The organism is Morganella sp. BCCO 40_0007 (assembly GCF_032989665.1).
GTDB classification, from domain to species: domain Bacteria; phylum Pseudomonadota; class Gammaproteobacteria; order Enterobacterales; family Enterobacteriaceae; genus Morganella; species Morganella sibonii.
In genome coordinates, this window is record NZ_JAVBIN010000021.1 from 12,604 (window position 1) to 35,996 (window position 23,393).

The following is a 23,393-nucleotide window of genomic DNA, read 5'->3' on the forward strand; positions in this document are numbered from 1 at the left end:
AATTCTATAAGCTCATCATCACCAATTAAATATATAATACAGGAGTCTGGCCTTATCTGTAGGCTTGCCGGGTTTTTCAGCCACAGCCTTATTAATCTCAAAGTCTGATTTGTCACGATATTTGTTCATTTTTTTAGGCTGGGTGAATGGATAGACTTCCACAAACTGCCCGCAGTAGTCGTATTCATATTCATATTCATGCATATAGCAGCCATTCTCCGGCCAGCTATTTCCACCGTCGAATGAGAATTCATCCACGATAAACCGTTCCGGGGCTTTCCGGTTACCGGAATACATGAAATGCAGATAAACTTCTTTAATTTGGCACGAACCACCTCCGGGCACATTTAATTCAACATTCCGCACAGCCATTACCTGCACTGCATGGCTCTCACATTCTTCGGGCGTATAAATATCATCGGTAACAGGCACAGCAGAGCCGTGCATTACCAGTAAGTGCAAGTAATCAAAAATTGATATGAAATATGTCATCAAGTGATTATGTATATAGTGAATTTTGATTTACATCACAAGTGGTAGGTATACCTATATTTTTGGGTGGAAAAAAAGTAACAACTAGTCATAATTATGTGATTATAATCACAGTTATGAATATGAAATGATTATCTCACTTGAAAATTGTAAAAAAACAAAAGCTGTAGTCCCATTTTTTAAATTGGGTGCTTGCATTAAATCTATTTTTCACATTCTGATGGTGGTCATGATTGTCATCGTTATTTCGCCTATCGCTGTTGCCGTAATGGTCTGAACCATGTGTAAAATACAGCATATGCATTATCCATCACCCCTCCTGCATCTGCTTAAATTTAATAACCCACACCCACGGGTTATCCATGCCATAATCCACCCGTCGCCAGTTGGCGGTGTTGGTTGCCATAATGAGCAATCCGGATTGCCGTTTTCGAAATAGGCAATCCATGCAGGGTCATCACTGCCGGGGTCGTTTTCCGGATTGGTACGCCCGGTATCCGGCACCATTACCTGTCAAAAAGTCAGCGATTATCTCCCGATACCGGTTTTCACCCCGGGACGTATTTGAGACGTATCCCTGTCGTTCTTTCATACTCCGTCTTCCGGAGCAGATTATCAGTCATCATATTCCGGCTGTATATTTAATCAGCAGTACAGAGACTAAGCATTATTTTAATCTGAGGAATATAAAATGACTGATAAAGCAAATAACGGAAAGAAAGAGGCCGGAAACGAAAATCGGAAAAAGATACCTTCGCTGACAATCAAACCACCACCACTTACTCCCCCGCCAACGGGGACAGTAACCGTGCCACCGATTACCACGCCGCGGCTGCAATAAAAGTATAACCGGGCTATACCGAAGCCCCGCTGAAATTGCGGGGCTTTTTGGTGTCAGGCGCGGATAACGGCCTGCGGGACAGACAATGCAACCCGCTGATGCCCTTTATGATTAAGATGAAGATGATCTCCTGAATCATATTGCGCGCTGAGCTGCTGAGGGCAGTCCGGGTTGCGCACCAGCAGATCACTGTCAATCACTGCATCAAACTCACCGCTTGTCCGTATCCAGTGGTTTATCTCCTGCCGCACAGCCTCTTTTTCTGCTGAATAAAAATCGTCCATGCCATATTCTCCGGTTCCGCGCAGGGGCACCAGTGTGACACCCGTCATGCGGATATCCTTTTCCCGCGCCATGGTCAGTAATTGCCGGTATCCCGTAATGACATCCGCTGCTGAAGGTACAGGACCTGCCGGATCTAACGCGGTTCCTGCCAGCCCGATATCATTGAGTCCGGCCTGTACGATACAGGCAGTGACACCGGGCTGCTGAAGGACATCCCGTTCAAATCGTGACAATGTACTGATGCCGATAGTGTTTTTCAGCAGGCGTGAACCCGATTGCCCGGCATTCACTACGGCAATATTTTCATCAATAAAACGTTCAGCCAGCAAATCAGTCCAGCGGCCGTATGTGTCCATTTCGACGCCGTTACCGTCAACCATCGAATCGCCGATAACCACGAGCGTCGCGGCCTCCTGCTCCGGCTGAATCAGCACGCTTTCAAGTAAAAGGCGGGAGCTGAAAAACTGACCGTCAGCATCTTCTTGCCGGGCAGCCCGGTTGCCCGGTTCCAGTAAGGAAAAATGACGTGCATCCCAGTGAAAGGTATTGAGCGGCACCGGCTCCGGCAGGAAAGTCCGCAGAGTGATGACTGATAATGACGGAATGTGCAGCGGGACCTCATCACTGTACAGAATACCGCCCGCAGGAATGACTGCGCCGGGCTGTCCGCCAAAGGTGACGGGTACTGCGCTGTACAGGCCGGAGACGGACAGAAAACTCTCTCCGGTCACCAGGGGTTGTGTGCCGTAACGGTTGGAAAAAACCAGCCGCAGTTTTTGCCCGCCAAGGCTGATACGGAATGTCTGCCGGAGGGTCTGATTGCCGGTGATGGCCGGAATATCCGGCGGAAACGGAAATGTCTCACCGGATGCCGGCTGGGAGGTTGAAAGCCATGTGCATACCGGATGAAAGGAAGAGGACATCAGGGATTCTCCTGTCAGTGAAAACAGATTCAGTGTGTATCCGGCGGGGTGGTCATCGCATCAAACGTGTGCATGGCAACCTCCGTCATCGCCAGCAGGCGGTCGCGGCTGACGCCATCCCGTGCCTGAACAGAAATCCCGTGCAGCAGTGTGGCGACGTAATCCCCCAAAGCTTGTATATCGGTATTTTCCGGTATATCACCGGACTCAGCACCACGGCGGATACGCTGTATGATGCCGTCTGTCCGCGTACGGCGGTGATCGGCCAGCCAGTGCATGATAGCCTCGTTTTCAGTGGTATAATTAGTCAGTGACAGCACCACCATGCATCCGCGCGGCCGGTCATCACGGGTATAGGTATCAACGGCAGCAGTCAGCAGGTGTTTTATGGCGATGCGGGTATCCGGCTCTGCCATGGCCGCACCGGCAAAAGCACCTTCTTCAGCCAGATAAAGGGCTATTGCCTCACGAAACAAATTTTCCTTCGAGCCGAAAGCGGCATAGATCCGGGCTGATGCAATACCCAGTGCAGCAACCAGATCAGACACCGACGTGCCTTCATAACCACGTTGCCAGAACACCTGCTCAGCCTTACGTAATGCCTCTTCGCGATCAAATTCTCTTGGTCTGCCTGCCATCATTAATTCTCCGTATACGTTATCTGAAACAAATGCTACCAGTTCTTTATCGGTTAACAAAGAATTATTTTTTAATGATTGACAAAGATTTAAATTCCCCCGTAATCTATTAATTGTCGATTGACAAACAATTGGTTCCGCAACAGGAAATACCCGTTTTTACGGGCGGCCCGGGACTCTTATCATTTACAGCTTATACGGAACAGGTATGAATACATTATTCAGGAAGGTATTACTGGCAGCAGTCATGACGTTCGCAGTGCACGGTACGGTGTCTGCGGCAAATACACAAAAACAGCCGGTAACACCAGCAATACAGGCGAATGAAGCAGATTTTCAGCATCACTACACGGATGTGGCCGGGCAGCGTATCCATTATGTGACAGCGGGAAAAGGGGAGCCGGTATTGCTGATCCCCGGCTGGCCGCAGACCTGGTATACATGGCGCTATGTGATGACGGAGCTGGCTGCGCAGGGATATACAGCGATAGCCGTGGACCCGCCGGGAACCGGTTACTCCACCCGTCCGGAGAGCGGTTATGATACCGGCGCGGTGGCAACAGTGTTACACACCATGATGCATCAGCTGGGCTATAAAACGTATTCGGTTGTTGGCCACGATATCGGCATGTGGGTCGGTTATGCACTGGCGGCGGATTATCCTGCGGATATTAAAAGAATAGCGTTAACGGAAGCGGTTATTCCGGGGCTGGCGCCGGCACCGGCTATTTTTGTTGATCCGGAAGAGAATATTTTCCTCTGGCACTTTATGTTTAATCAGGTGCCGGATTTACCGGAAATGCTGACTGCCGGAAAAGAGCAGGACTACCTGAATTTTATTTTTGACCACTGGGCTTACCGCCGTGATCGCGTTGCGGCACAAACCTATATCGCCGCCTATTCTTCGCCGGGCGGGTTGCGTGCCGGATTTGCCTATTACAGGGCAATCCCGCAAACCATCCTGCAGAATAAGCAGCGGGCAGAGAAAAAACTGACGATGCCGGTTCTGGCCATCGGAGCGGATCACGCCACCCGTGATGCCCCGCAGCAGACAATGCAGGGAAGAGCCGCTGATTTGCAGGGGGCGATGCTCAGTGAATGTGGTCATTTTGTGACAGAAGAATGCCCGGAACAGCTGATGGATGTATTACTGCCATTTTTGCGTAAATAAAAATCCTGACGACAGATAGAAGCCTCCGTTCCGGAGGCTTTATTTTTTACTGGCACTTTTGTTCAGGATTGATATTGTCTGTTGCCGGAAAACTGCCGGCCTGAGTAATAAGTCAAATACGGCACGACAACGTTATCATGAAATCAACGGGTATATTTAATAATGAAAAAAATAACGATGCTATCTGCTTTGATTGCGGCATCTCTGCTGCTGGGGGCCTGTGATAAATCAGAGGCAGGTAATACAGTTAAACATGAACAGTCCGGTGCGCGTTATTCCGCACCTTTCGGTCTGACCTGGGGGATGACCGAAGAGGCGCTGGCACCACGGCTCGGCAGTCAGCCTGAGACGGATAACAGTGAGTATGCCTGCCCGCTGACCAAAGTGACTTCCAAAACATTTTCCGGCGGATTAAATGAAGCAGGAGAGTACGAGTTCCGTTTTTTACCGCAGTACGGACAGCCGGATTTCAGCGGGCTGGTCGGGATCGGCTATTTTTATTCCACTGACGATGAAACCGCGTATCAGACTCTGCTGAAAAAATTACAGCACGACCTTGAAGCGGAATATGGCAAGCCTTCAGTACTGGAAAGTAAAAAAGCAGACGAAGAGCATTTGATTTATAAATCAAAAGAAAAAGAGATCAGTTTGTTTGTAATGATGCGGGATGCCCGTTTCTATATTTCGCTGGATTACAGTTACTTCCCTGAAGAACATCAGGTATCGCTGAAGAATAATATGCAGAAAATAAAAGAAACCTGTGTTAAGCAGCGGGAAGAGTAGTACGTCATTGCGTACAGAAAACTACCCGGTTACTTATTGTTTTATGCTGTAACACCGTCATATTAGTGATGGTTTTCTCAGAATATGATGTCCCGGTAACTTATACTGGCCATCAGGGAAAATCATCACAAAGCCGGGAGCAACGGATGCATAAACAGATTTTCAGGGAATTGTTTAAACCGGACAGCACATCAGTTCTTGCGCGATGGCCGTATTTTATTGCCAATTTGTGGCTGGGGCTGTTTACCGGGCTGGCAGTACTGACCATGCCGGTGTATCCGGATCTGCTGGGTTTTCCTTACTCTTCCTTTTATTTCTTCACTTATATTGCGGTTGCCGGTGGTATCTTTCTCTGGTGTTCAGTCAATATTCTTGCTAAACGGCTGCGTGATATCGGGTTTACGATGGCCTGTAATGCAGCGATATTGTATACCGTTATTGATTTGCTTCTGATATGGCAGACGGATTATCTCATTGTGGATCTTATCAGCATTGCGATCACGATTATGATTATGCTGATCCCCGCCGGATATCTGAATAAAAAAGAAATAGCTGTCTGAACCCTCTTTTCCCGGAGATAAAATGTCCGTTTATTTTGTCATTTCGGTTCTGATTATTTTTATTATTGTCCTGCTGATAGTATTAACTATTACCGATAAAATTGTAATCAGGCGGAAAAAAACCGTTTACTTATCGCTGATTGTGCTGTTTTTTGCTTTTTTTATTAAAAGCACGCTATCGGAAAAAGAGTTGCAGTTAAAAACACGTATTATGGATATGTCGCCGACACTGAAAGCCATCAATCAGGTTGATCCTGAGGCGTTCGATGCCTTTTTTGCCGATTATAAAAATGCCGGCAGTATCCCGGGAAAAAGAGAAGGGCACTATATGCGGGTACAGCAGTGGGCTACTGCAAATCTTAAACATCTGCTTTATCTTGCGGCAGATGATGCAGTCATTAATTACGGGAAAATACGGCTGGAATTTTTACAGAAAGCGCTGGCGCAGGATACATCCGGTGACTTCTGCTTTCGCGTGTTGCATCCGGAAGTGTCAGGCCCGCCGGATATGAAACTGGCCTCCGCTGAATACCGCAATTTTATTATCAGCAACAGAGCGGTACTGGATCTGGTGAATTCTGCCGGTGAAGGCGTTCCTGTTGAACACTATTCTGCGGATGATATTAATATATTATTTTCAGCGCAGATACAGGAACCGGCGGATAAATACGGTGACCGTTTCCTGATGGATGACCCGCTTGCACTGGCGGAAAATAAGCGGCAAACCTGTCAGATGGAAATTGAACTGATGGATGCGGTGCTGAAAGCACCGCCCCGTGAATCAGCGGAATTGATCCGTTATGTATTTGCGGATGAGTGGCCGGAATAAACAAAACCGGACTTAATACATCTTAAGCCCGCATCTGATATCATTATTCTGCACCAAGCGGCTTACGGAGGACGGGATGCAGCCCATTGAGACAACCAGACTGCCTTCTGATTATTAATATTTTTCGCTATTAATCAGAAGGAATAAACATGAATTTTACCAGAATTGATCTGAACACCTGGAACCGCAGAGAACATTTTGCTCTTTATCGTCAGCAGATAAAATGCGGATTCAGCCTGACCACAAAACTCGATATTACAGCTTTGCGTACCGCACTGGCGGAAACGGATTATAAATTTTATCCGGTGATGATTTATCTGATCTCCCGGGTTGTTAATCAGTTTCCGGAGTTCCGGATGGCAATGAAAGATAATGCACTGATTTACTGGGATCAGACCGATCCTGTATTTACTGTTTTTCATAAAGAGACTGAAACATTTTCTGCGCTCTTCTGCCGTTATTGTCCGGATATCAGCGGGTTTATGGCGGGCTATAATGCGGTAATGGCAGAATATCAGCATGATGCTGCATTGTTCCCGCAGGGTGAGTTACCAGAGAATCACCTGAATATATCATCATTACCCTGGGTGAGTTTTGACGGATTTAACCTGAATATCACCGGAAATGATGATTATTTTGCTCCGGTATTTACTATGGCGAAGTTTCAGCAGGAAGATAACCGCGTATTATTACCTGTTTCTGTGCAGGTGCATCATGCCGTTTGTGATGGCTTTCATGCAGCCCGGTTTATTAATACACTTCAGATGATGTGTGATAACATACTGAAATAAGTTAATTAATACTTTATTTAAGCCACTGTATCCGGAAGGAATGGTGGCTTTTTTTTATCTTTTCGTCGTGATGTGTAATCTCGTTTCAGAATGGTTCAGGATCACTGTACGATAATGCTCCCGTAGTTTGGTAATATCCTTAATAAGAAAAAACAAGCAAAGACGAACAGCAATAGTAATAAAGAAAGCAGTAACAATAACAGTAATAAGTTAGTAACAACACCAGATGCAGTTATAACAATAATAGTATTTATAATAATAGCACTTACAATAATAGTATTTACAACACCAGAAAGACTGCTGCGACAGTCGTTTTAAACAATACCAGAATGCTGTAAAAGCACCTGTAGTATTAATATTAGTATTAAAATTAGTAGTAACACCAGTGAAAACATCATGATGGCATAGAGATATGCCTGAATATGTTTAATTAAACAATAAATAAACCGCCATGCATAACAGAAGATAATATTCTGATTGGCATTCTTTCTGTTCAGTATAAACATATCGTCTGGTTTCATCAGAACGGTATATAATAAGTTAAACTGAACAGGTATATATTTTAGTTTTATTTTTTGATGTTATAAATAAAGTAAGACGATCTGCTAAGTCAAAGCGGGGTATATTTTTATACCCCGCTTTTTTTATCTGCCCGCAGGGTGCGGGTAGTGGATCAGATTGTGCAGCGTGACCACGGAATGTCCGGGGTTGGCGTATGCGTGCGGGATATCCGCGTGGAAGCGCAGAGATTCTCCGGCAGAAACAGTATGCCATTCATCTCCCAGCCGCAGCTGTAATGCGCCTTCCAGCACAATGACATGCTCGATGACGCCCGGTTCATGCGGGCCGGATTCACTGAGCGCTCCTGGCAGCAGGTCAATCTTCAGTAAGTCTGTTTTCAGTTCATCATCAAACGGGATCAGTGGTGTGACACGCATCCCGGAGCGGGTCTGCTCAAAGACCGGCAGTTTTGCAAAAGGGTGAAGCCCCGGTTGCTGCTGTGGTTGTGCGCCTTCCAGAAATACAGAAAAAGCCACATTGAATCCGGTGGCGATTTTCCAGAGTGTCGATACAGTCGGGCTGGACTGCCCGCGTTCAATCTGGCCGAGCATGGCTTTGCTGACGCCCGTCAGTTGTGCTGCCTGGCTGAGACTCAGTCCGCGTTCGGCACGCAGTTGTTTAAAAGTTTCAGCAACAGCCGGTGTGATATCGTGCATAAATTGTCATTATTCCGGGTGATCGTCATTGTCCGCTATAGCATCCGGTGGTAGAGTTCCGGTCGTATGCTATAACATCCGATGGTGTGTTCCTATGACTAAGTTAACATTTTTTCGTGCCTTTTCTCCAGCAATGATGATGACAGGACTGGTTGCGGTACTGGTTGGTTATGCCAGTTCGGTGGCCATTATTTTACAGGCTCTGGAGGTGGCGGGGCTTGATGCCGCACAAACCGGCGGCTGGCTGATGATGCTGGGGATCGGGATGGGGGTGACGACTATCGGCTTGTCACTCTGGTATAAAATACCGGTGCTGACGGCCTGGTCCACACCGGGAATTGCGCTGCTGGTCACCAGTCTGTCCGGTGTGAGCATCAGTGAAGCCGTCGGTGTGTTTATTTTTGCGTCCGGGCTGATGTTTCTGTGTGGTGTAACCGGTATTTTTGCCCGGCTGATGAATCACATTCCCCGTGCGCTGGCATCAGCGATGCTGGCAGGCATTCTGCTGCGTTTCGGGCTGACGGCATTTGGTGCGCTCGATATCAGTTTCGTGTTGTGTGCCGCCATGATAGCCGCTTATGTGGTGATGCGGCGGATTTTCCCGCTGTATGCCATCATTGCGGCGCTGATCACCGGGATTGTCGTAACCGGACTGAGCGGTGACCTGCATTTTGTCCGGACGGGCAATGTGTTTGTTCTGCCGGAATTTGTGATGCCGTCATTTACACTGACTTCTCTGATCAGTGTCGGTATCCCGTTTTTTATTGTGTCGCTGGCCTCGCAGAATGCCCCGGGGATTGCGATTTTACAGGCTAACGGCTATCCGCCGCATACCTCTGTATTGCTGGCCTGCTCCTCTCTGGCGGCGATGGTGCTTGCACCGTGGGGCGGATTCAGTATCTGTATTGCCGCGATCACCGCTGCGATTTGTATGGCACCGGATGTGCATCCTGATCCGGCACGGCGTTATACCGCTGCTGTCTGGGCGGGGATATTTTATCTGCTGGCCGGGATTTTCGGCGGAGCGGTATTTATGCTGTTCAATGCCTTTCCGGCGGTTCTGATACAGATCCTGGCCGGGCTTGCACTGCTGACAACCCTGATGAACAGCCTGCATCAGTCACTGGCGGATGAAAAAGGGCGGGATGCAGCGATTATCTGTTTTCTGCTGACAGCGTCCGGCATTACGCTGCTCGGCATCAGCTCTGCCTTTTGGGGATTACTGGCGGGTATTGTGGTGCATCAGATTATGGCGGTGCGCAGACGCTGAGTATCAGCGCAGTCCTGAAATACCTTAACATTCCGATAAGGTATATGACGACTTATGTTATAGAGTGGAGCAATCTGCATCTGTATTCATCTTCCGGATGCTCAAAACCTGTGTTTTTACCTGAGAGGTTCCGATGAAAACTATTGCTATAGTGATTTTTGATGAATTTACAGATATCGATTACTTTCTGATGCGGGATATTTTCGGACGGGAAAAACAGGCGTGGACGGTAAAAGTACTTGGCACGAAACCCGTTCATGTCTCTGTACTCGGACAGGAAGTGAAAACAGACGGGCCGTTGTCTGAGGCTGCTGATGCGGATGCTGTGCTGTTCACCAGTGGTCAGAAAGGCATTCCGGCGGCACTGGCAGACCCGGCATTTACCGGGGCATTACAGCTGAATCCGGAAAAACAGTTGCTGGGCTCTGTATGTGCCGGTTCGTTTATCCTGCATAAACTGGGGCTACTGACGGGTCTGCGCTCGACAACTCACCCGGATGCCATGGCACGTTTCAGAGCTGAGGGGGCAGAGCCGGAAGATACACCTATCGTGATTGCCGGTAATATTGCTACCGCAGGCGGATGTCTGTCCGCTATCTATCTGACCGGCTGGGTGGCGCAGCGCCTGTGTGATGACAATAAACGCCGGGATATTCACCGCCAGCTGATCCCGGGCGGCCAGGAAGCGTTATTTGAGGAACTTATCTCACAGACACTGGCCGAATCTTACGCTGTTCCGGAGACACCATGAGTTTACAGAATTACCGCGCCACAGAGCGTCATTTCTGGCGCAATATCGCACAAACCGTTATCACTGTCAGTGATCGTGCAGAGTGTTATCTGACACCGTTACCGGTGCCTGTGTTTAACTATATCTATTTGCAGGCCGGTGCGGATAAAAATGAATTTGCACAGGCACAGCAGGCGTTTTCCGTTCATCACAAACCCCATTGCCTGGTGGCGGAGAAATCTGCCGCGGAAGCACTGCATCCGCAGATTCAGGCTGCCGGTTATGAGGCTGACGGTGAAACCAGTGCCATGCATCTGAATATTGATGAGTGGCAGCTATCTCCTGTCCTTCCGGCGGGATGTGAAATCCGGGAGGTCAATGATCAGCTTGCGCTATGGGCTGAGCCGCTGGAAGCCGCGTTTCCGGCTGATGAGGAAGACGGAGAAGAAACGCCGCAGTTCAGTATCATCAGTGATTATATCAGTTACCATCAGCGCGCAATGGTAAACGGTACTGAGCTGCACCACGCTGTTTTACTGTGTGACGGGAAACCGGTCAGTTGCATCACGCTGTCTTTGTCTGAATGCGGGGCGCGGATTGACGATCTCGGAACAATGCCCGCACATCAGGGCAACGGTTACGCCACACTGCTGCTGGACCATGCACTGACACTGTGCCGGAAACGCGGGCTTCGTGATTGTTATCTGGAAGCCTCTTCTGAGGGGCTGCGTTTGTATCAGAAGCTGGGTTTCCGCACGTTGTTTGATTATCTGTTTTATGTGAAGGGGTAAAAATGCGTCAGGCTGTCATCGGTGCATTACTGGGTTGTCTGCTGATTATGCCGGCAATGGCATCAGAAACGAAAAATAGCGGAAAAGCGGCGACCCGGACAGAAAGTCTTGTCCGGCAGGATGGCAGTGATATCCATTATTACCTGTTGCATCAGCAGGCGGAACCGACCCGGAAATTACTGGTGCTGATTCAGGGCTCAGACTGTAACAGTGCCAAAAATAACCGTTTTATGGTGGATACATTCGGTGGTGCGTTCCCGGATCATGACATTCTGCTGGTGGAGAAATACGGCATTACCGATGCGCTGCCTTTTAATGACCGGGATGGTGAGCGGGCAGATTGCCCGGCGGAAACCATGCTCAACGATACTTTGTCAGTCCGGGTCAGTGATTATGCAGCGGTGCTCGATAGCCTGAAAGGGGAGTATGACACCGTGCTGCTGCTGGGCGGCAGCGAAGGGGCAACGGTTGCGGAGCATACCGCGCTGGCGTCACCGGCGGTTGATGCGGTGGTGGCGATCAATGGCGGCGGGCGCTTTTTCCTTGATGATGTCACGGATAGCTTCCGCAATAGTCCTCAGCCACCTGAGGAGACTGAATTAGCCGGTTTTCTGGCATTTACCGATGCGGTAAAACGCAATGAGGTGGCAGACGATATGCTGGTCAGCCAGCACGGGCCACGCTGGTGGCGTGAATATCTGGCGGCAGATGCACAACAGGTGCTGAACGGTCAGACAAAACCGGTTCTGGTTATTCAGACGCTGAATGATACCAATATCAGTATCACATCATTTAAGCAGATGCAGAATGCGGTGGTGAACCCGGCCGTGACATTCAGAACCTTTGATAATCTGGATCACTACTTTAAGGATAGTGACGGAAACCGCCATACCGGACAAATCCTGTCAGTTATCCGTGACTGGTATGCCGGACAGTGATTATCTGCGGGATTGCGGGAAATAAAAAAACAAACGCCCGTTAAAACGGGCGTTCAGTCAGGTACTGCTGCGTATCAGCGGACAACCAGAACAGATGTATGGGCGTAACGCACAACCGCTGCGGCGTTGGAGCCAAGCAGATAGGTGGACATATCCGGGCGGCGTGAGCTGATCACAATCAGGTCACTTTCCAGGGTATCAGCCAGTTTCAGAATCTGATCTTTTGGTGAGCCGGAAACGACATGCAGCTCAAACTGCTCCGCAGGCAGGTTAAAATCACTGACCATCTTCGCCAGTTGTTCTTTGGCGCTGTCCAGAATCTCATCTTTTTCCGGCAGAGTTGCGGCATAGGCAATGCCGAACGATGCAAAGTGAGAGAATGACGGGATCACAGCGATAAAGTGAATTTTGGCATTTTCAAATTTGGCTAATGTCTGAATCGTCGGGATCACCTCGCGGGTCAGCCCGGTTTCGGAAATATCGATTGGAACTATAATCGTTTTATACATACACACCTCTCAATCTGAAAGCCGGCAAATAAGTTATTAGTAATAGTAACCTGCGTAATGAGCACTATACGTGAAAACGATCAAAATTCACAAATAAACCCCTTAACGGGGCTTAATTGTGTGATGTGGTGACTAGCTGAAAATAAAACGATCAGATTTATCATCCAGAATCTGTTTCAGCAGTGCACTCAGTGTACCGGCCGGGGTGTCGGGGTCCGGCTGCCATTTATTGTTATCCACATAAAAAAGCTGCCAGTTATCATCAGCTTCTGACCAGGTCAGTTTGGCGATTTGTTTTTCGATGGTTTGCGGAGTGCCGCACGGGCAGACGAGTTGTTTCTGATAAATCAGTATGTTGTTATTGTCCGTGCGGTACTGAACATCGAACTCATCGGGGATATGACCATTCGGATACAGGCGCTCAGTGAACAGGCGCATGTTCTGCTTTATTTGCTGTGTCTGAACTGAATTAAATTCCATAGCATTACCATTTTGTGACGAACGAAAATGAAAACATCCCGTTTATCCCGCCCGCCGTTCCGGCGGACCCGGCCGCATCAGGCAATATGTTATCTGCATAAATTGCGGACCGTCACGGGAGATCATGTTAGCGCATTTCACTGAGGTGAGAAATACTTTTCCGGCTGTTTCCGGATAACAGGCAGGGGATAATACAACAGAATTAATCAATCAAAGGAAAACAGGCGAAAAAAAACGGCTTCCGCAGAAACCGTTTTTCAGTGTACAGACTGTGGTGCAAACGCTGTTATTTTTTGATTTTAATGACAACCGTTTCACCGACAGTGACCGGGCCGGTCATTTTGGTCATCTCTTTGATTTCATCCATATTAGAGATAACCACCGGAGTCAGGGTGGATTTGGCTTTCTCTTCGAGCAGAGCCAGATCAAACTCAAGCACCAGATCACCTTTTTGTACGCGCTGGCCTTCTTCCGCAATACGTTTGAAGCCTTCACCTTTCAGTTCGACTGTATCGATCCCGAAGTGAACAAACAGTTCAATCCCGCTGTCCGATTCAATGGAGAAAGCGTGATTAGTTTCAAAAATTTTACCGATTGTACCGTCAACAGGGGCAACAATTTTGTTTCCCGCCGGTTTGATGGCAATACCATCACCGACAATTTTTTCAGCGAAAACAACGTCAGGCACATCTTCGATATTCACAATCTCACCGGACAGCGGCGCCACGATGTCAATCGTGCCGCTGTCTTTTTTATCATCCGAAACCAGCGACTTCAGTTTGTCAAACAGACCCATGAATACTCTCCTAAATGTTGATACGGGACCGGGCGTGAATTTGGCGTTCTCAGCACAGGGTTTTTTCTTTGGTGAAAGTTTCCACCAGTGCCATCAGTTCTGTTGCTGTCGGCTGAGCGAGTGCCTGTTCAGCCAGTGCTTTCGCATCTTCATAATGCGTATTGCGGATCAGTTTTTTGATACGCGGGATAGCAATAGAACTCATACTAAATTCATCTAAACCCATGCCCAGCAACAATAAAGTTGCACGTTCATCACCCGCCAGCTCACCACACATTCCGGTCCATTTCCCTTCCGCGTGGGAAGCGTCAATGACTTGTTTGATAAGGTTCAGCACCGCAGGAGACATCGGGTTGTAGAGATGGGAAATCAGCTCATTTCCGCGATCCACAGCCAGAGTATACTGCGTCAGGTCGTTGGTTCCAATACTGAAAAAATCGACTTCTTTTGCAATGTGACGTGCATTGACTGCTGCCGCCGGGGTTTCCACCATGATACCAACTTCGATAGTTTCATCAAAAGGTTTCTGTTCATCCCGCAGTTGCTGTTTCATTTCGTCCACTATCTTATTGAGTTCGCGGACTTCTTCGACGGAAATCACCATCGGGAACATGATACGCAGTTTTCCGAAAACGGAGGCGCGTAAAATCGCACGCAGCTGTGTATCGAGAATTTCACGGCGATCCAGACAGATACGGATAGCACGCCAGCCGAGGAACGGGTTTTCCTCTTTCGGCAGATTCATATACGGCAGGTCTTTATCACCGCCGATGTCCATGGTGCGGACAATAATGGCTTCATCCGGCATAGCCTGGGCGACTTCTTTGTAAGCACGGAACTGCTCTTCTTCTGTCGGCAGCGAGTCGCGATCCATAAACAGGAACTCGGTACGGTATAAACCGACACCTTCCGCGCCGTTACGCTCCGCACCCGGCATATCACGTACTGTACCGATATTGGCACAGACTTCGACCTGGTGGCCGTCGAGAGTGATGGCAGGCAGATCTTTGAGTTTTGCCAGTTCGGCTTTTTCCGCCAGATAGTCGTCACGCACTTCTTTCATGCGTTCAATATCGTCTTCTGACGGATTGAGATAAATGGTGTTATTAACCGCATCCAGAATCAGGTAATCATCACTTTTGATATTTTCAGTGGCATTACCGGTACCGACCACGGCAGGGATTTCCAGAGAACGGGCCATAATCGAAGTATGGGAAGTACGTCCGCCGATATCGGTGATAAAGCCCAGCACTTTTTTCAGGTTCAGCTGTGCGGTTTCGGACGGTGTCAGATCTTTGGAAACCAGAATAACTTCATCAGCGATAGCGCTGAGGTCAATAATCGGCATACCGAGAATATTTTTCAGCAGACGGTTACCGATGTCGCGGACATCTGCCGCACGTTCTTTCAGGTACTCATCATCAAGGCCTTCCAGCGCGGTGGCCTGTTCTTCAATCACCTGGTGTACCGCGTAATCAGCCGTTTTTTTGCTTTTGATGATGTCAGTAATTTCATTTTCAAGCTCCTCGTCTTCGAGCAGCATGATATGACCTTCAAAAATTTCGGCTTTTTCCGCACCGAGATTTTTTTCAGCGGTTTCTTTGATGGCATTCAGCTGCGCGGACGCCTTGGCGCGGCCTTCAGTGAAACGCCGGATTTCAGCATCAATCTGCTCAGCAGAAATCGACTTCTGGCTGATAATGATAGGTTCTTCTTTGAGTAACAACGCTTTACCAAAAGCGATACCCGGTGAAACAGAGATTCCTGAAACCATAATAATACCTTTGAGTTTACTGGGGGACGTACAGCAGCGGGCTGCGTGAGCGTACCCGGAAACAGACTATCCCCGGCATGCAGCAGTAGCCGGGGATCCTGACAGGTGAGGGCGGAAGGAGATTACTCCAGTTCACCCATCAGTTTGACGAGGTGCTCTACTGCTTTCTGCTCATCTTCACCTTCTGCGGCGATAGTCACCACAGTACCCTGTGTCAGACCCAGAGTCTGTAATTTGAACAGGCTTTTGGCACTGGCGCTTTTGCCGCCGGAAGTCAGGGTGATGTCAGATGCGAAGGTTTTGGCTTCTTTGACAAACTGAGCCGCAGGACGGGTGTGCAGGCCGTTAGGAGCAGTAATGGTGACTTCTTGCTGATACATAGCGTTACCTCATGTTAGAAATTTTTTATCGGCAGTTAATATTAAGACATATAACAGTAATCATAGCCGGAGCAAGTAAAATAGCACAACCCGAAGATTCGACATACGTATTTGGTGTCATTATTTTGAGCTGTGAAATAATTACATTTTTAATACTAAACAACCGCACAAAAATCACCCCGCAGAGTGCCAAACTTTGATCCGTTGCACAAAAAAAGCACCCTTTACGGGTGCTTTCGAGGTCAGGCAGGGCGGGAACTGAATCCGTTCAGTTGATCAGTCATCACTGATATCTGCGAACAGGGCAGTACTCAGATAACGCTCACCGGAAGACGGCAGGATCACAACGATATTTTTGCCCTTAAATTTATCTTCTTTTGCGAGACGCTCAGCGGCAATAACGGCCGCACCGGATGAAATACCGGCCAGAATACCTTCACGCTCCATCAGTTTGCGGGCGGTTGCAAAGGCATCTTCGTTGCTGACGAGTTCAACACGGTCGATCAGGCTCAGATCCAGGTTGCCCGGGATAAACCCTGCGCCGATCCCCTGAATTTTATGCGGACCCGGTTTGATCTCTTCCCCGGCCAGCGCCTGGGTGATCACCGGAGAGCCTTCCGGCTCGACAGCCACGATAGTGACGTCTTTTTTCCCTTTGATATTTTTCAGGTAACGGGCAATACCGGTGATAGTACCGCCGGTGCCGACACCGGCAACCACCACATCCACATTACCGTCTGTGTCTTCCCAGATTTCCGGACCGGTGGTTTTTTCGTGAATCGCCGGGTTGGCCGGGTTGCTGAACTGTTGCAACACGATATAGCGGGACGGGTCAGACGCGCTGATTTCATCGGCTTTTTCAATCGCACCTTTCATGCCTTTCGCACCTTCGGTCAGTACCAGGTTTGCTCCCAGTGCTTTCAGCAGTTTACGGCGCTCGATACTCATGGTATCCGGCATGGTCAGGGTCAGTTTGTAACCACGGGCGGCAGCAACATAAGCCAGTGCAATCCCGGTGTTACCGCTGGTCGGCTCCACCAGCTCCACGCCGGGCTTCAGAATACCGCGTTTTTCTGCATCCCAGATCATATTGGCACCGATACGACATTTGACGCTGAAACTCGGGTTACGGGATTCCACTTTCGCCAGGATATTGCCGTGACCGAAATGTTTGAGGCGCACCAGCGGTGTGTGACCAATGGTTAGCGAATTATCTTCATATATCTTACTCATCGGTTTTCCTTATAGGGTTATTCATAATCAGACTAAATATAAAACCACATTACCCGCTGACCGGCGGAAAGGAAATACATAATCGGCATATCCATATAACCGGACGGATAATTAATAGCGAAAAGGCATAAGAGACGGGAAAAACGGCAGAGCGGCGCGATAACCGCCCTGCACGGAAAGGGATGGCAGATCAGCCGCGGACAAACTGTCCGCGGTAGCGATCCACCCACAGCGCGGTGGCACCACAGACGGCGGCCGGCATGATAAACAGGTTCACAAACGGGATCATGGTCAGCACACTGACCAGTGAACCGAACTGGAGGTTGGTCATGTTATCGCGGCGCAGGGTGCGTTTCATGTCCGGGAAACTGACCTTGTGATTATCAAACGGAAAATCCCCGTACTGGACGGACATCATCCAGGCACCGAAAATAAACCAGAGTACCGGCGCGATTGTCTGTCCGACTCCGGGAATAAAGAACAAAATCAGCAGGATAATGGCACGCGGGATGTAATAGAGCAGCTTGACCACCTCCCGTTTCAGGATACGCGGAATATCTTTCATCAGATCCGCCCAGCCCTGATCCGGCGCGGGACGCCCGGTCAGTTCCGCTTCCAGTTTCTCCGACAGCCAGCCGTTAAACGGCGAGGCGATGATATTGGCGACGGTACTGAAAAAATAGCTGAAAATCAGCAGCACGGAGATCACCGCCACCGGCCAGACAAGATAATCCAGCCATTGCAGCCAGCCCGGAACTTTATCCATCAGCCAGGTTATCCATCCGCCGAACTGACTGAATAACCACCAGAGTGCACCGCCCATAACCACGATATTGGCCAGCAGCGGCAGAATCACGAAGGCCCGGATACCCGGACGCATCATCAGCCGCCATCCTTGTGCAACATATGCAAAGCCGCTGAGCGGCCTGACAGGATTTGTCATACTTCCTATTCACTCCTATGATTGGAAAACGTTATACTATCAGACTGAACTATTGATTTGTCCGGCCACAAATGAAATGTCAGGATGAAAAATCAGTCAAAAAGAGCAATTAAATGATCTTTATTGCAAGAAATACGTGCAGGGACTTGAACTTAACATCATTGACAAATACTCTTGTAATCAAACGATAGTATTTTGCCATGGTGGCCTTTAATTTAAACAACAGAGATAGCACTGATGCAAGATTTGCGTCTGATATTAATCGTTGTGGGTGCGGCAGCAATCATCGCATTGTTGCTTCACGGACTGTGGACGAGCCGTAAAGAGCGCTCATCCCTGTTTCGCGCGCGCCCCATGAAGCGTCGTAAATACGAGTCACAGGATGAAGCCGCTGATGACATGTCAGAGGCCGACGGCTCCCGTCATGCTACCGCATTACCGGAAGATCCGGCTCCGCGGGTTTCTCCGTATTCAGAAGCGCAGAATGAGCATGACCCGTTATTATCTGCCGGCAGAGCATATCCGTCATCCGCGCCGGAAGAGCAGCCTGTGATACCGAAAGCTCAGAGCCCGCGCCGTCAGCCGGTAAAAACACCGGAAACAGAGCCGCAAATCGGATTATTTGATGCTTTAGAGCAGGAAGCACCGGCACCGGATGCCTCTGCTCCGGAGGAAATCACAACGGCAGCGGTGATCACGGCAGCAGAAGCAGAAGCCGGTATTTCTCATACACGTGCAGAGGAACCTGCGGCTGAACCGGAAGCGCTTCCGGTACAGGAAGAGGCGCCGGTCAGCAGCGCTGAGAACAAGGAACTGGTACTGGCTCTGTTTGTGTCCGCACATCCGGGACAGATGCTTGCGGGTGACACCCTGCGCACGGCGATTGAGCAGGCCGGGTTCCGTTTCGGTGCCATGAATATCTATCACCGCCATGTTGATCCGGCGGGCAGCGGTCCGGTTCTGTTCAGTCTGGCCAATATGGTGAATCCGGGCACATTTGTGCCGGAGCAGATGGAAGAGATCGAAACCCCGGGCGTGGCCATGTTTATGATGGTGCCGTCCTACGGCGATGCCGGTCAGAACTTCAAGCTGATGTTACAGGCCGCCCAGCGCATCGCATCGGATGTCGGCGGGGTGGTTCTGGATGAAGAGCGCAAGATGCTGACACCGCAGAAAATCGAGGTGTACAAGGCTCGCATCCGGAAGGTTCTCGTCACCGGACAGAACTGAGAAACATAAATCGCATAAAAACCCCCGCAATGACGGGGGTTTTTTTCAGGTATAAACAGATTGCAGATAACTATGATGCCAAAAAATAACGAAAACGACATTGAACAACTGCGCGCCACGCTGCGCCATCATGAATACTGTTATCACGTACTGGATAACCCGGAAGTGCCGGATGCGGAATATGACCGTCTGATGCAGAGCCTGAAAGCTCTGGAAGCGACACATCCGGAACTGATTACGCCTGATTCCCCGACACAGCGGGTCGGGGCATTGCCGCTGAGTGCCTTTGAACAGGTGCGGCATGAAATCCCGATGCTGTCACTGGATAACGTGTTTGATGAGGAGAGTTATCTCGCTTTTGACAAACGTGTGCGCGACCGTCTGAAAGACACGCAGGATCTGACATTCTGCTGTGAACTGAAACTCGACGGCCTGGCGGTCAGCCTGCTGTATGAGAACGGCAGCCTGGTACAGGCAGCAACCCGGGGGGACGGTACGACCGGGGAAAATATTACTGCCAATGTGCGGACTATCCGCGCTATCCCGCTGAAACTGCGCGGGGAGAATATCCCGCAGCGTGTTGAGATCCGCGGTGAAGTCTTTATGCCGCAGAAAGGCTTTGAGGCCATGAATGAGGAAGCACGCCGTACCGGCGGCAAAGTATTTGCCAACCCGCGTAATGCGGCGGCCGGTTCGCTGCGCCAGCTGGACCCGTCAGTGACTGCAAAACGTCCGCTGACCTTTTTCTGTTACGGTGTGGGCGTGCTGGAGGGCGGCACACTGCCGGGCAGTCATTATGAGCGGTTGCAGCAATTTAAAGCCTGGGGATTACCGGTCAGCGACCGGGTGATGCGCTGTACCGGCAGTCAGGCCGTGCTGGATTTCTATCACAATGTGGAAGAGAGCCGTCCGGTGCTGGGCTTTGATATTGACGGTGTGGTGATCAAAGTGGATTCCATCGCACAGCAGGAGGCGCTGGGTTTTGTATCCCGTGCACCGCGCTGGGCGACGGCCTTTAAATTCCCGGCCCAGGAGCAGATGACGGTTGTCCGTGATGTGGAGTTCCAGGTCGGCCGTACCGGTGCCATTACCCCGGTTGCCCGTCTGGAGCCGGTGCTGGTGGCCGGTGTGACGGTCAGTAATGCTACTCTGCATAATGCGGATGAAATCAGCCGCCTCGGGCTGAAAATCGGCGATACCGTGGTTATCCGCCGTGCCGGGGATGTGATCCCGCAGGTGGTGGGTGTGGTGGAATCTGAACGTCCGGCAGATGCCCGGGAAATTGAGTTTCCGCTCCATTGCCCGGTATGCGGATCAGATATTGAGCGGGTGGAGGGCGAAGCTGTTGCCCGCTGTACCGGCGGCCTGATTTGCGGGGCGCAGCGCAAAGAAGCACTCAAGCACTTTGTGTCCCGCCGCGCCATGGATGTGGACGGTCTGGGCGATAAAATTATCGATCAGCTGGTAGATGCGGAATATGTGAAGACACCGGCGGATCTGTGGAAGCTCACACCCGGAAAGCTGACCGGACTGGAGCGTATGGGGCCGAAATCCGCACAAAAACTGACAGATGCACTGACGGCATCAAAACAGACGACGTTCGCCCGTTTCCTCTATGCGCTGGGAATACGTGAAGTCGGCGAAGCCACAGCTGCTAACCTGGCGGAACATTTCAGAACGCTGGAAGCTCTTCAACAGGCGGATACAGAGGCGCTGAAAGCGGTTCCTGATGTGGGTGAGGTTGTGGCGAAGCATGTGGTGAATTTCTTCCGCGAACAACATAACCGGGAGGTTATCACCAAACTGACGGACGAAGCCGGTATCAGCTGGCCGGATGTGGTGGCCGTGGATGCATCGGTACTGGATAATCCGTTTGCCGGTAAGGTGGTTGTGCTGACCGGCTCACTGCAGATTCTGACCCGTGATGAGGCGAAAGATCGTCTGACAGCGCTGGGTGCCAAAGTGACCGGCAGCGTATCGAAAAAAACTGACCTGGTGGTTGCGGGCGAAGCGGCCGGTTCAAAACTGGCCAAAGCGGAAGAGCTGGGTATTAAAGTAATAGATGAAAATGAATTTATTGCGCTGCTGAACTGACAACAATGATGAAAAACGGTCTTCCGCGGAAGACCGTTTCAGTCACATCAGGAAAGATGATGGAAAAAGAAGATTTAGTGGCTGTCGCTAATACTGCTATGCCATTTGGTAAATACAAAGGTTGTCGTTTAATTGACCTTCCTGAGGAATACCTGCTCTGGTTTGCCCGTAAAGACTGCTTTCCTGAAGGACGTCTGGGTCAGCTGATGCAGATCACCCTCGCTATTAAAATTGAAGGTTTAAGTGGCCTGATAAAACCGCTTAAACGTCCTGCTCACTGATCCTGTGTCAGTGCATCGATGACTTTCCTGCTCAGTATACGAAACTGACGCTGTTCATCGTCATCAAGACTTGCAAATACTTTTTCTGCATTGCGTGTGCGTCCTGTTGCCGCGCGTGACAGAAACTCTTCACCTTCCGGTGTCAGCTGGGTAACCAGTTCCCGTTTATCTGTCTCCGACTGATACTGGGAAACAAACTGGTGTTTTTTCAGCGCCCGCAATGATTTCGAGACATTCTGGCGCGAAATCCCGAGTTTCTGGCTTAAATCCGACGGGGTTAAATCCCCCTGAAGGCGCAACATTTCCATGACATCATATTGTGCCCATGTCACCTTTTCGGGTGAGCAAATGGTTCGTTGCGCTACCAATGTGCACTGTAATAATGACAGTGTATTTTCCAGTTCCTTGAATGACATAACACCTCCCTTTTATCCTCACTCCTTAGTTTAGCTGAAAGGCAAAATCAGGAAAAGAACATTGATTAACAAAAGTTAATCAACTAAGCTTTTGGTTAACCAAAGTTAATTAAAAGGTGATATCGTGTCTGACTTTCAACAGAAGATTATACTGATTACAGGGGCTTCAACCGGAGTGGGTGAAGGAATTGCCCGTGAATTACTGAAAAGAGGCGCTAAAGTGGCAATTACCGGGCGAAATCCGGGTCTTTTACAAAAAGCAATAAATGAGCTGGATCCTACGGGGGATAGCGTGCTGGCAATCAAAGCAGATGTACGTAAATTGAATGATTGCAGACAGATGGCGGACACGGTGCTGGATAAATTCGGTGCTTTACACGGTCTGGTGAATAATGCCGGTATCACCGGGCCGCACGGTGTGAAGATTGCGGATTACGATTTTGAGGCCTGGCAGGATGTGATTGATACGGATGTAACCGGTACATTTCTCGGGATGAAATTCGGCATTCCCGCCATTATCAAAAGCGGCGGCGGGGCGGTGGTGAATTTATCGGCCTGTAACGGGATAACCGGTATTGCAGGGATTGCCCCTTATACTGCAGCCAAGCATGCCGTACTCGGGCTGACCCGTGCAGCGGCGCTGGAATATGCAGAGCAGGGCGTGCGGATTAATGCGGTCGGGCCGGGTTATGTGGCGACACCGGCTATTCTGGATTTACCGCAGGATGTGCAGACAATGATGGCAGAAAGTCACCCGATGAAACGGATGGCCACTCGTGAAGAAGTAGCAAAAATGGTGGCGTTTCTGCTGTCAGATGACAGCCGTTTCTGTACCGGCGGGTTCTATCCGGTGGATGGCGGCTATACCGCACAATGACAGAAAACAGAAACAAAAAACCCCGGTCAGAGACCGGGGTTTGAATTTGGTGGAGCTAAGGGGGATCGAACCCCTGACCTCTTGCATGCCATGCAAGCGCTCTCCCAGCTGAGCTATAGCC

The 23,393-nt window shown here is 49.7% G+C and carries 26 protein-coding genes; 14 read left to right on the forward strand and 12 right to left on the reverse strand.

The genetic code is table 11. The annotated features are described in order from the left end of the window. Positions 1 to 18: 18 nt before the first annotated feature. The gene (locus R5268_RS18805) at positions 19 to 432 is read right to left on the reverse strand and encodes a hypothetical protein (RefSeq protein ID WP_317420462.1); all 414 of its coding nucleotides are present in this window, start codon (positions 430 to 432) and stop codon (positions 19 to 21) included. 751 nt (positions 433 to 1,183) lie between these two features. Here R5268_RS18805 and R5268_RS18810 point away from each other — a divergent pair. After that, complete coding sequence (locus R5268_RS18810) at positions 1,184 to 1,333, forward strand: hypothetical protein (protein ID WP_317420434.1); 150 nt, start codon at positions 1,184 to 1,186, stop codon at positions 1,331 to 1,333. A 53-nt stretch (positions 1,334 to 1,386) separates the two neighbouring features. Here R5268_RS18810 and R5268_RS18815 read toward each other — a convergent pair whose 3' ends face one another. Further along, positions 1,387 to 2,541, reverse strand: coding sequence for an SGNH/GDSL hydrolase family protein (locus tag R5268_RS18815; protein WP_317420436.1), 1,155 nt, complete (start codon positions 2,539 to 2,541; stop codon positions 1,387 to 1,389). A gap of 29 nt (positions 2,542 to 2,570) precedes the next feature. Continuing rightward, positions 2,571 to 3,179: a TetR/AcrR family transcriptional regulator gene (locus R5268_RS18820; RefSeq protein ID WP_317420458.1), complete on the reverse strand. Its 609-nt coding sequence runs from the start codon at positions 3,177 to 3,179 to the stop codon at positions 2,571 to 2,573. 208 nt (positions 3,180 to 3,387) lie between these two features. Between R5268_RS18820 and R5268_RS18825 the strand changes: the two genes are divergently transcribed. The 5 genes from R5268_RS18825 to catA all read left to right on the forward strand — a co-directional run bounded on the left by R5268_RS18825 (position 3,388) and on the right by catA (position 7,313). Further along, the gene (locus R5268_RS18825; protein WP_317420438.1) at positions 3,388 to 4,350 is read left to right on the forward strand and encodes an alpha/beta hydrolase; all 963 of its coding nucleotides are present in this window, start codon (positions 3,388 to 3,390) and stop codon (positions 4,348 to 4,350) included. A 162-nt stretch (positions 4,351 to 4,512) separates the two neighbouring features. Beyond that, positions 4,513 to 5,133, forward strand: a complete 621-nt coding sequence (locus tag R5268_RS18830) for a hypothetical protein (protein WP_317420440.1) — start codon at positions 4,513 to 4,515, stop codon at positions 5,131 to 5,133. 146 nt (positions 5,134 to 5,279) lie between these two features. After that, positions 5,280 to 5,693 (forward strand): hypothetical protein, encoded by a 414-nt coding sequence (locus R5268_RS18835; RefSeq protein WP_107679963.1) that lies wholly within the window; start codon positions 5,280 to 5,282, stop codon positions 5,691 to 5,693. A 22-nt stretch (positions 5,694 to 5,715) separates the two neighbouring features. Next, complete coding sequence (locus R5268_RS18840; RefSeq protein WP_317420442.1) at positions 5,716 to 6,522, forward strand: hypothetical protein; 807 nt, start codon at positions 5,716 to 5,718, stop codon at positions 6,520 to 6,522. Between the two features lie 149 nt (positions 6,523 to 6,671). Next, positions 6,672 to 7,313, forward strand: coding sequence for a type A chloramphenicol O-acetyltransferase (gene catA / locus R5268_RS18845; protein ID WP_317420444.1), 642 nt, complete (start codon positions 6,672 to 6,674; stop codon positions 7,311 to 7,313). 644 nt (positions 7,314 to 7,957) lie between these two features. On the opposite strand, the gene R5268_RS18850 is transcribed toward catA, so the two are convergent. Then, positions 7,958 to 8,530, reverse strand: a complete 573-nt coding sequence (locus R5268_RS18850; protein WP_052927506.1) for a helix-turn-helix domain-containing protein — start codon at positions 8,528 to 8,530, stop codon at positions 7,958 to 7,960. Positions 8,531 to 8,624: 94 nt separating this feature from the next. Between R5268_RS18850 and R5268_RS18855 the strand changes: the two genes are divergently transcribed. From R5268_RS18855 to R5268_RS18870, 4 genes are all read left to right on the forward strand, one after another. Further along, positions 8,625 to 9,800, forward strand: a complete 1,176-nt coding sequence (locus tag R5268_RS18855) for a benzoate/H(+) symporter BenE family transporter (RefSeq protein WP_317420446.1) — start codon at positions 8,625 to 8,627, stop codon at positions 9,798 to 9,800. Between the two features lie 133 nt (positions 9,801 to 9,933). Continuing rightward, a complete protein-coding gene (locus R5268_RS18860) occupies positions 9,934 to 10,551 on the forward strand; it encodes a DJ-1/PfpI family protein (RefSeq protein ID WP_107679960.1) in 618 nt (205 codons plus the stop codon). Further along, complete coding sequence (locus R5268_RS18865) at positions 10,548 to 11,321, forward strand: GNAT family N-acetyltransferase (protein ID WP_317420449.1); 774 nt, start codon at positions 10,548 to 10,550, stop codon at positions 11,319 to 11,321. The genes R5268_RS18860 and R5268_RS18865 overlap by 4 nt, the downstream gene beginning before the upstream one ends. A gap of 2 nt (positions 11,322 to 11,323) precedes the next feature. Continuing rightward, entirely contained in the window at positions 11,324 to 12,259 is a 936-nt protein-coding gene (locus tag R5268_RS18870; protein WP_317420451.1) for an alpha/beta hydrolase, read from the forward strand. Between the two features lie 74 nt (positions 12,260 to 12,333). Here the strand turns inward: R5268_RS18870 and uspF are convergent, their stop codons facing one another. From uspF to cysZ, 7 genes are all read right to left on the reverse strand, one after another. Further along, positions 12,334 to 12,768 carry a universal stress protein UspF gene (gene uspF, locus R5268_RS18875; protein WP_004240247.1) on the reverse strand — a complete coding sequence of 145 codons (435 nt, stop codon included), beginning with the start codon at positions 12,766 to 12,768 and terminating at the stop codon, positions 12,334 to 12,336. 132 nt (positions 12,769 to 12,900) lie between these two features. Then, complete coding sequence (locus tag R5268_RS18880) at positions 12,901 to 13,248, reverse strand: DUF3024 domain-containing protein (protein WP_046894802.1); 348 nt, start codon at positions 13,246 to 13,248, stop codon at positions 12,901 to 12,903. A gap of 286 nt (positions 13,249 to 13,534) precedes the next feature. Next, positions 13,535 to 14,044 (reverse strand): PTS glucose transporter subunit IIA, encoded by a 510-nt coding sequence (gene crr, locus R5268_RS18885; protein WP_004240252.1) that lies wholly within the window; start codon positions 14,042 to 14,044, stop codon positions 13,535 to 13,537. Positions 14,045 to 14,093: 49 nt separating this feature from the next. Continuing rightward, entirely contained in the window at positions 14,094 to 15,818 is a 1,725-nt protein-coding gene (gene ptsI, locus R5268_RS18890; RefSeq protein WP_046894803.1) for a phosphoenolpyruvate-protein phosphotransferase PtsI, read from the reverse strand. Between the two features lie 122 nt (positions 15,819 to 15,940). Further along, on the reverse strand, positions 15,941 to 16,198 hold the full coding sequence (gene ptsH / locus R5268_RS18895; protein ID WP_004240254.1) for a phosphocarrier protein Hpr: 258 nt from the start codon (positions 16,196 to 16,198) through the stop codon (positions 15,941 to 15,943). A gap of 276 nt (positions 16,199 to 16,474) precedes the next feature. Then, complete coding sequence (gene cysK, locus R5268_RS18900) at positions 16,475 to 17,431, reverse strand: cysteine synthase A (RefSeq protein WP_107679956.1); 957 nt, start codon at positions 17,429 to 17,431, stop codon at positions 16,475 to 16,477. Between the two features lie 190 nt (positions 17,432 to 17,621). Further along, the gene (gene cysZ, locus R5268_RS18905) at positions 17,622 to 18,374 is read right to left on the reverse strand and encodes a sulfate transporter CysZ (protein ID WP_218454327.1); all 753 of its coding nucleotides are present in this window, start codon (positions 18,372 to 18,374) and stop codon (positions 17,622 to 17,624) included. 234 nt (positions 18,375 to 18,608) lie between these two features. On the opposite strand from cysZ, the gene zipA reads away from it, so the two are divergent. From zipA to R5268_RS18920, 3 genes are all read left to right on the forward strand, one after another. After that, positions 18,609 to 19,604, forward strand: coding sequence for a cell division protein ZipA (gene zipA, locus R5268_RS18910; RefSeq protein WP_317420460.1), 996 nt, complete (start codon positions 18,609 to 18,611; stop codon positions 19,602 to 19,604). Between the two features lie 72 nt (positions 19,605 to 19,676). Then, a complete protein-coding gene (ligA, locus tag R5268_RS18915) occupies positions 19,677 to 21,698 on the forward strand; it encodes an NAD-dependent DNA ligase LigA (protein WP_317420454.1) in 2,022 nt (673 codons plus the stop codon). Between the two features lie 59 nt (positions 21,699 to 21,757). Then, positions 21,758 to 21,979 (forward strand): DUF3820 family protein, encoded by a 222-nt coding sequence (locus R5268_RS18920; RefSeq protein ID WP_182107226.1) that lies wholly within the window; start codon positions 21,758 to 21,760, stop codon positions 21,977 to 21,979. Here the strand turns inward: R5268_RS18920 and R5268_RS18925 are convergent. Beyond that, positions 21,973 to 22,395: a MarR family winged helix-turn-helix transcriptional regulator gene (locus tag R5268_RS18925; protein WP_046894808.1), complete on the reverse strand. Its 423-nt coding sequence runs from the start codon at positions 22,393 to 22,395 to the stop codon at positions 21,973 to 21,975. The two genes, R5268_RS18920 and R5268_RS18925, sit on opposite strands and share 7 nt — an antisense overlap. 124 nt (positions 22,396 to 22,519) lie before the next feature. Here R5268_RS18925 and R5268_RS18930 point away from each other — a divergent pair, with 124 nt between their 5' ends. Next, the gene (locus R5268_RS18930; protein WP_317420456.1) at positions 22,520 to 23,272 is read left to right on the forward strand and encodes an SDR family NAD(P)-dependent oxidoreductase; all 753 of its coding nucleotides are present in this window, start codon (positions 22,520 to 22,522) and stop codon (positions 23,270 to 23,272) included. Positions 23,273 to 23,393 lie beyond the last annotated feature (121 nt).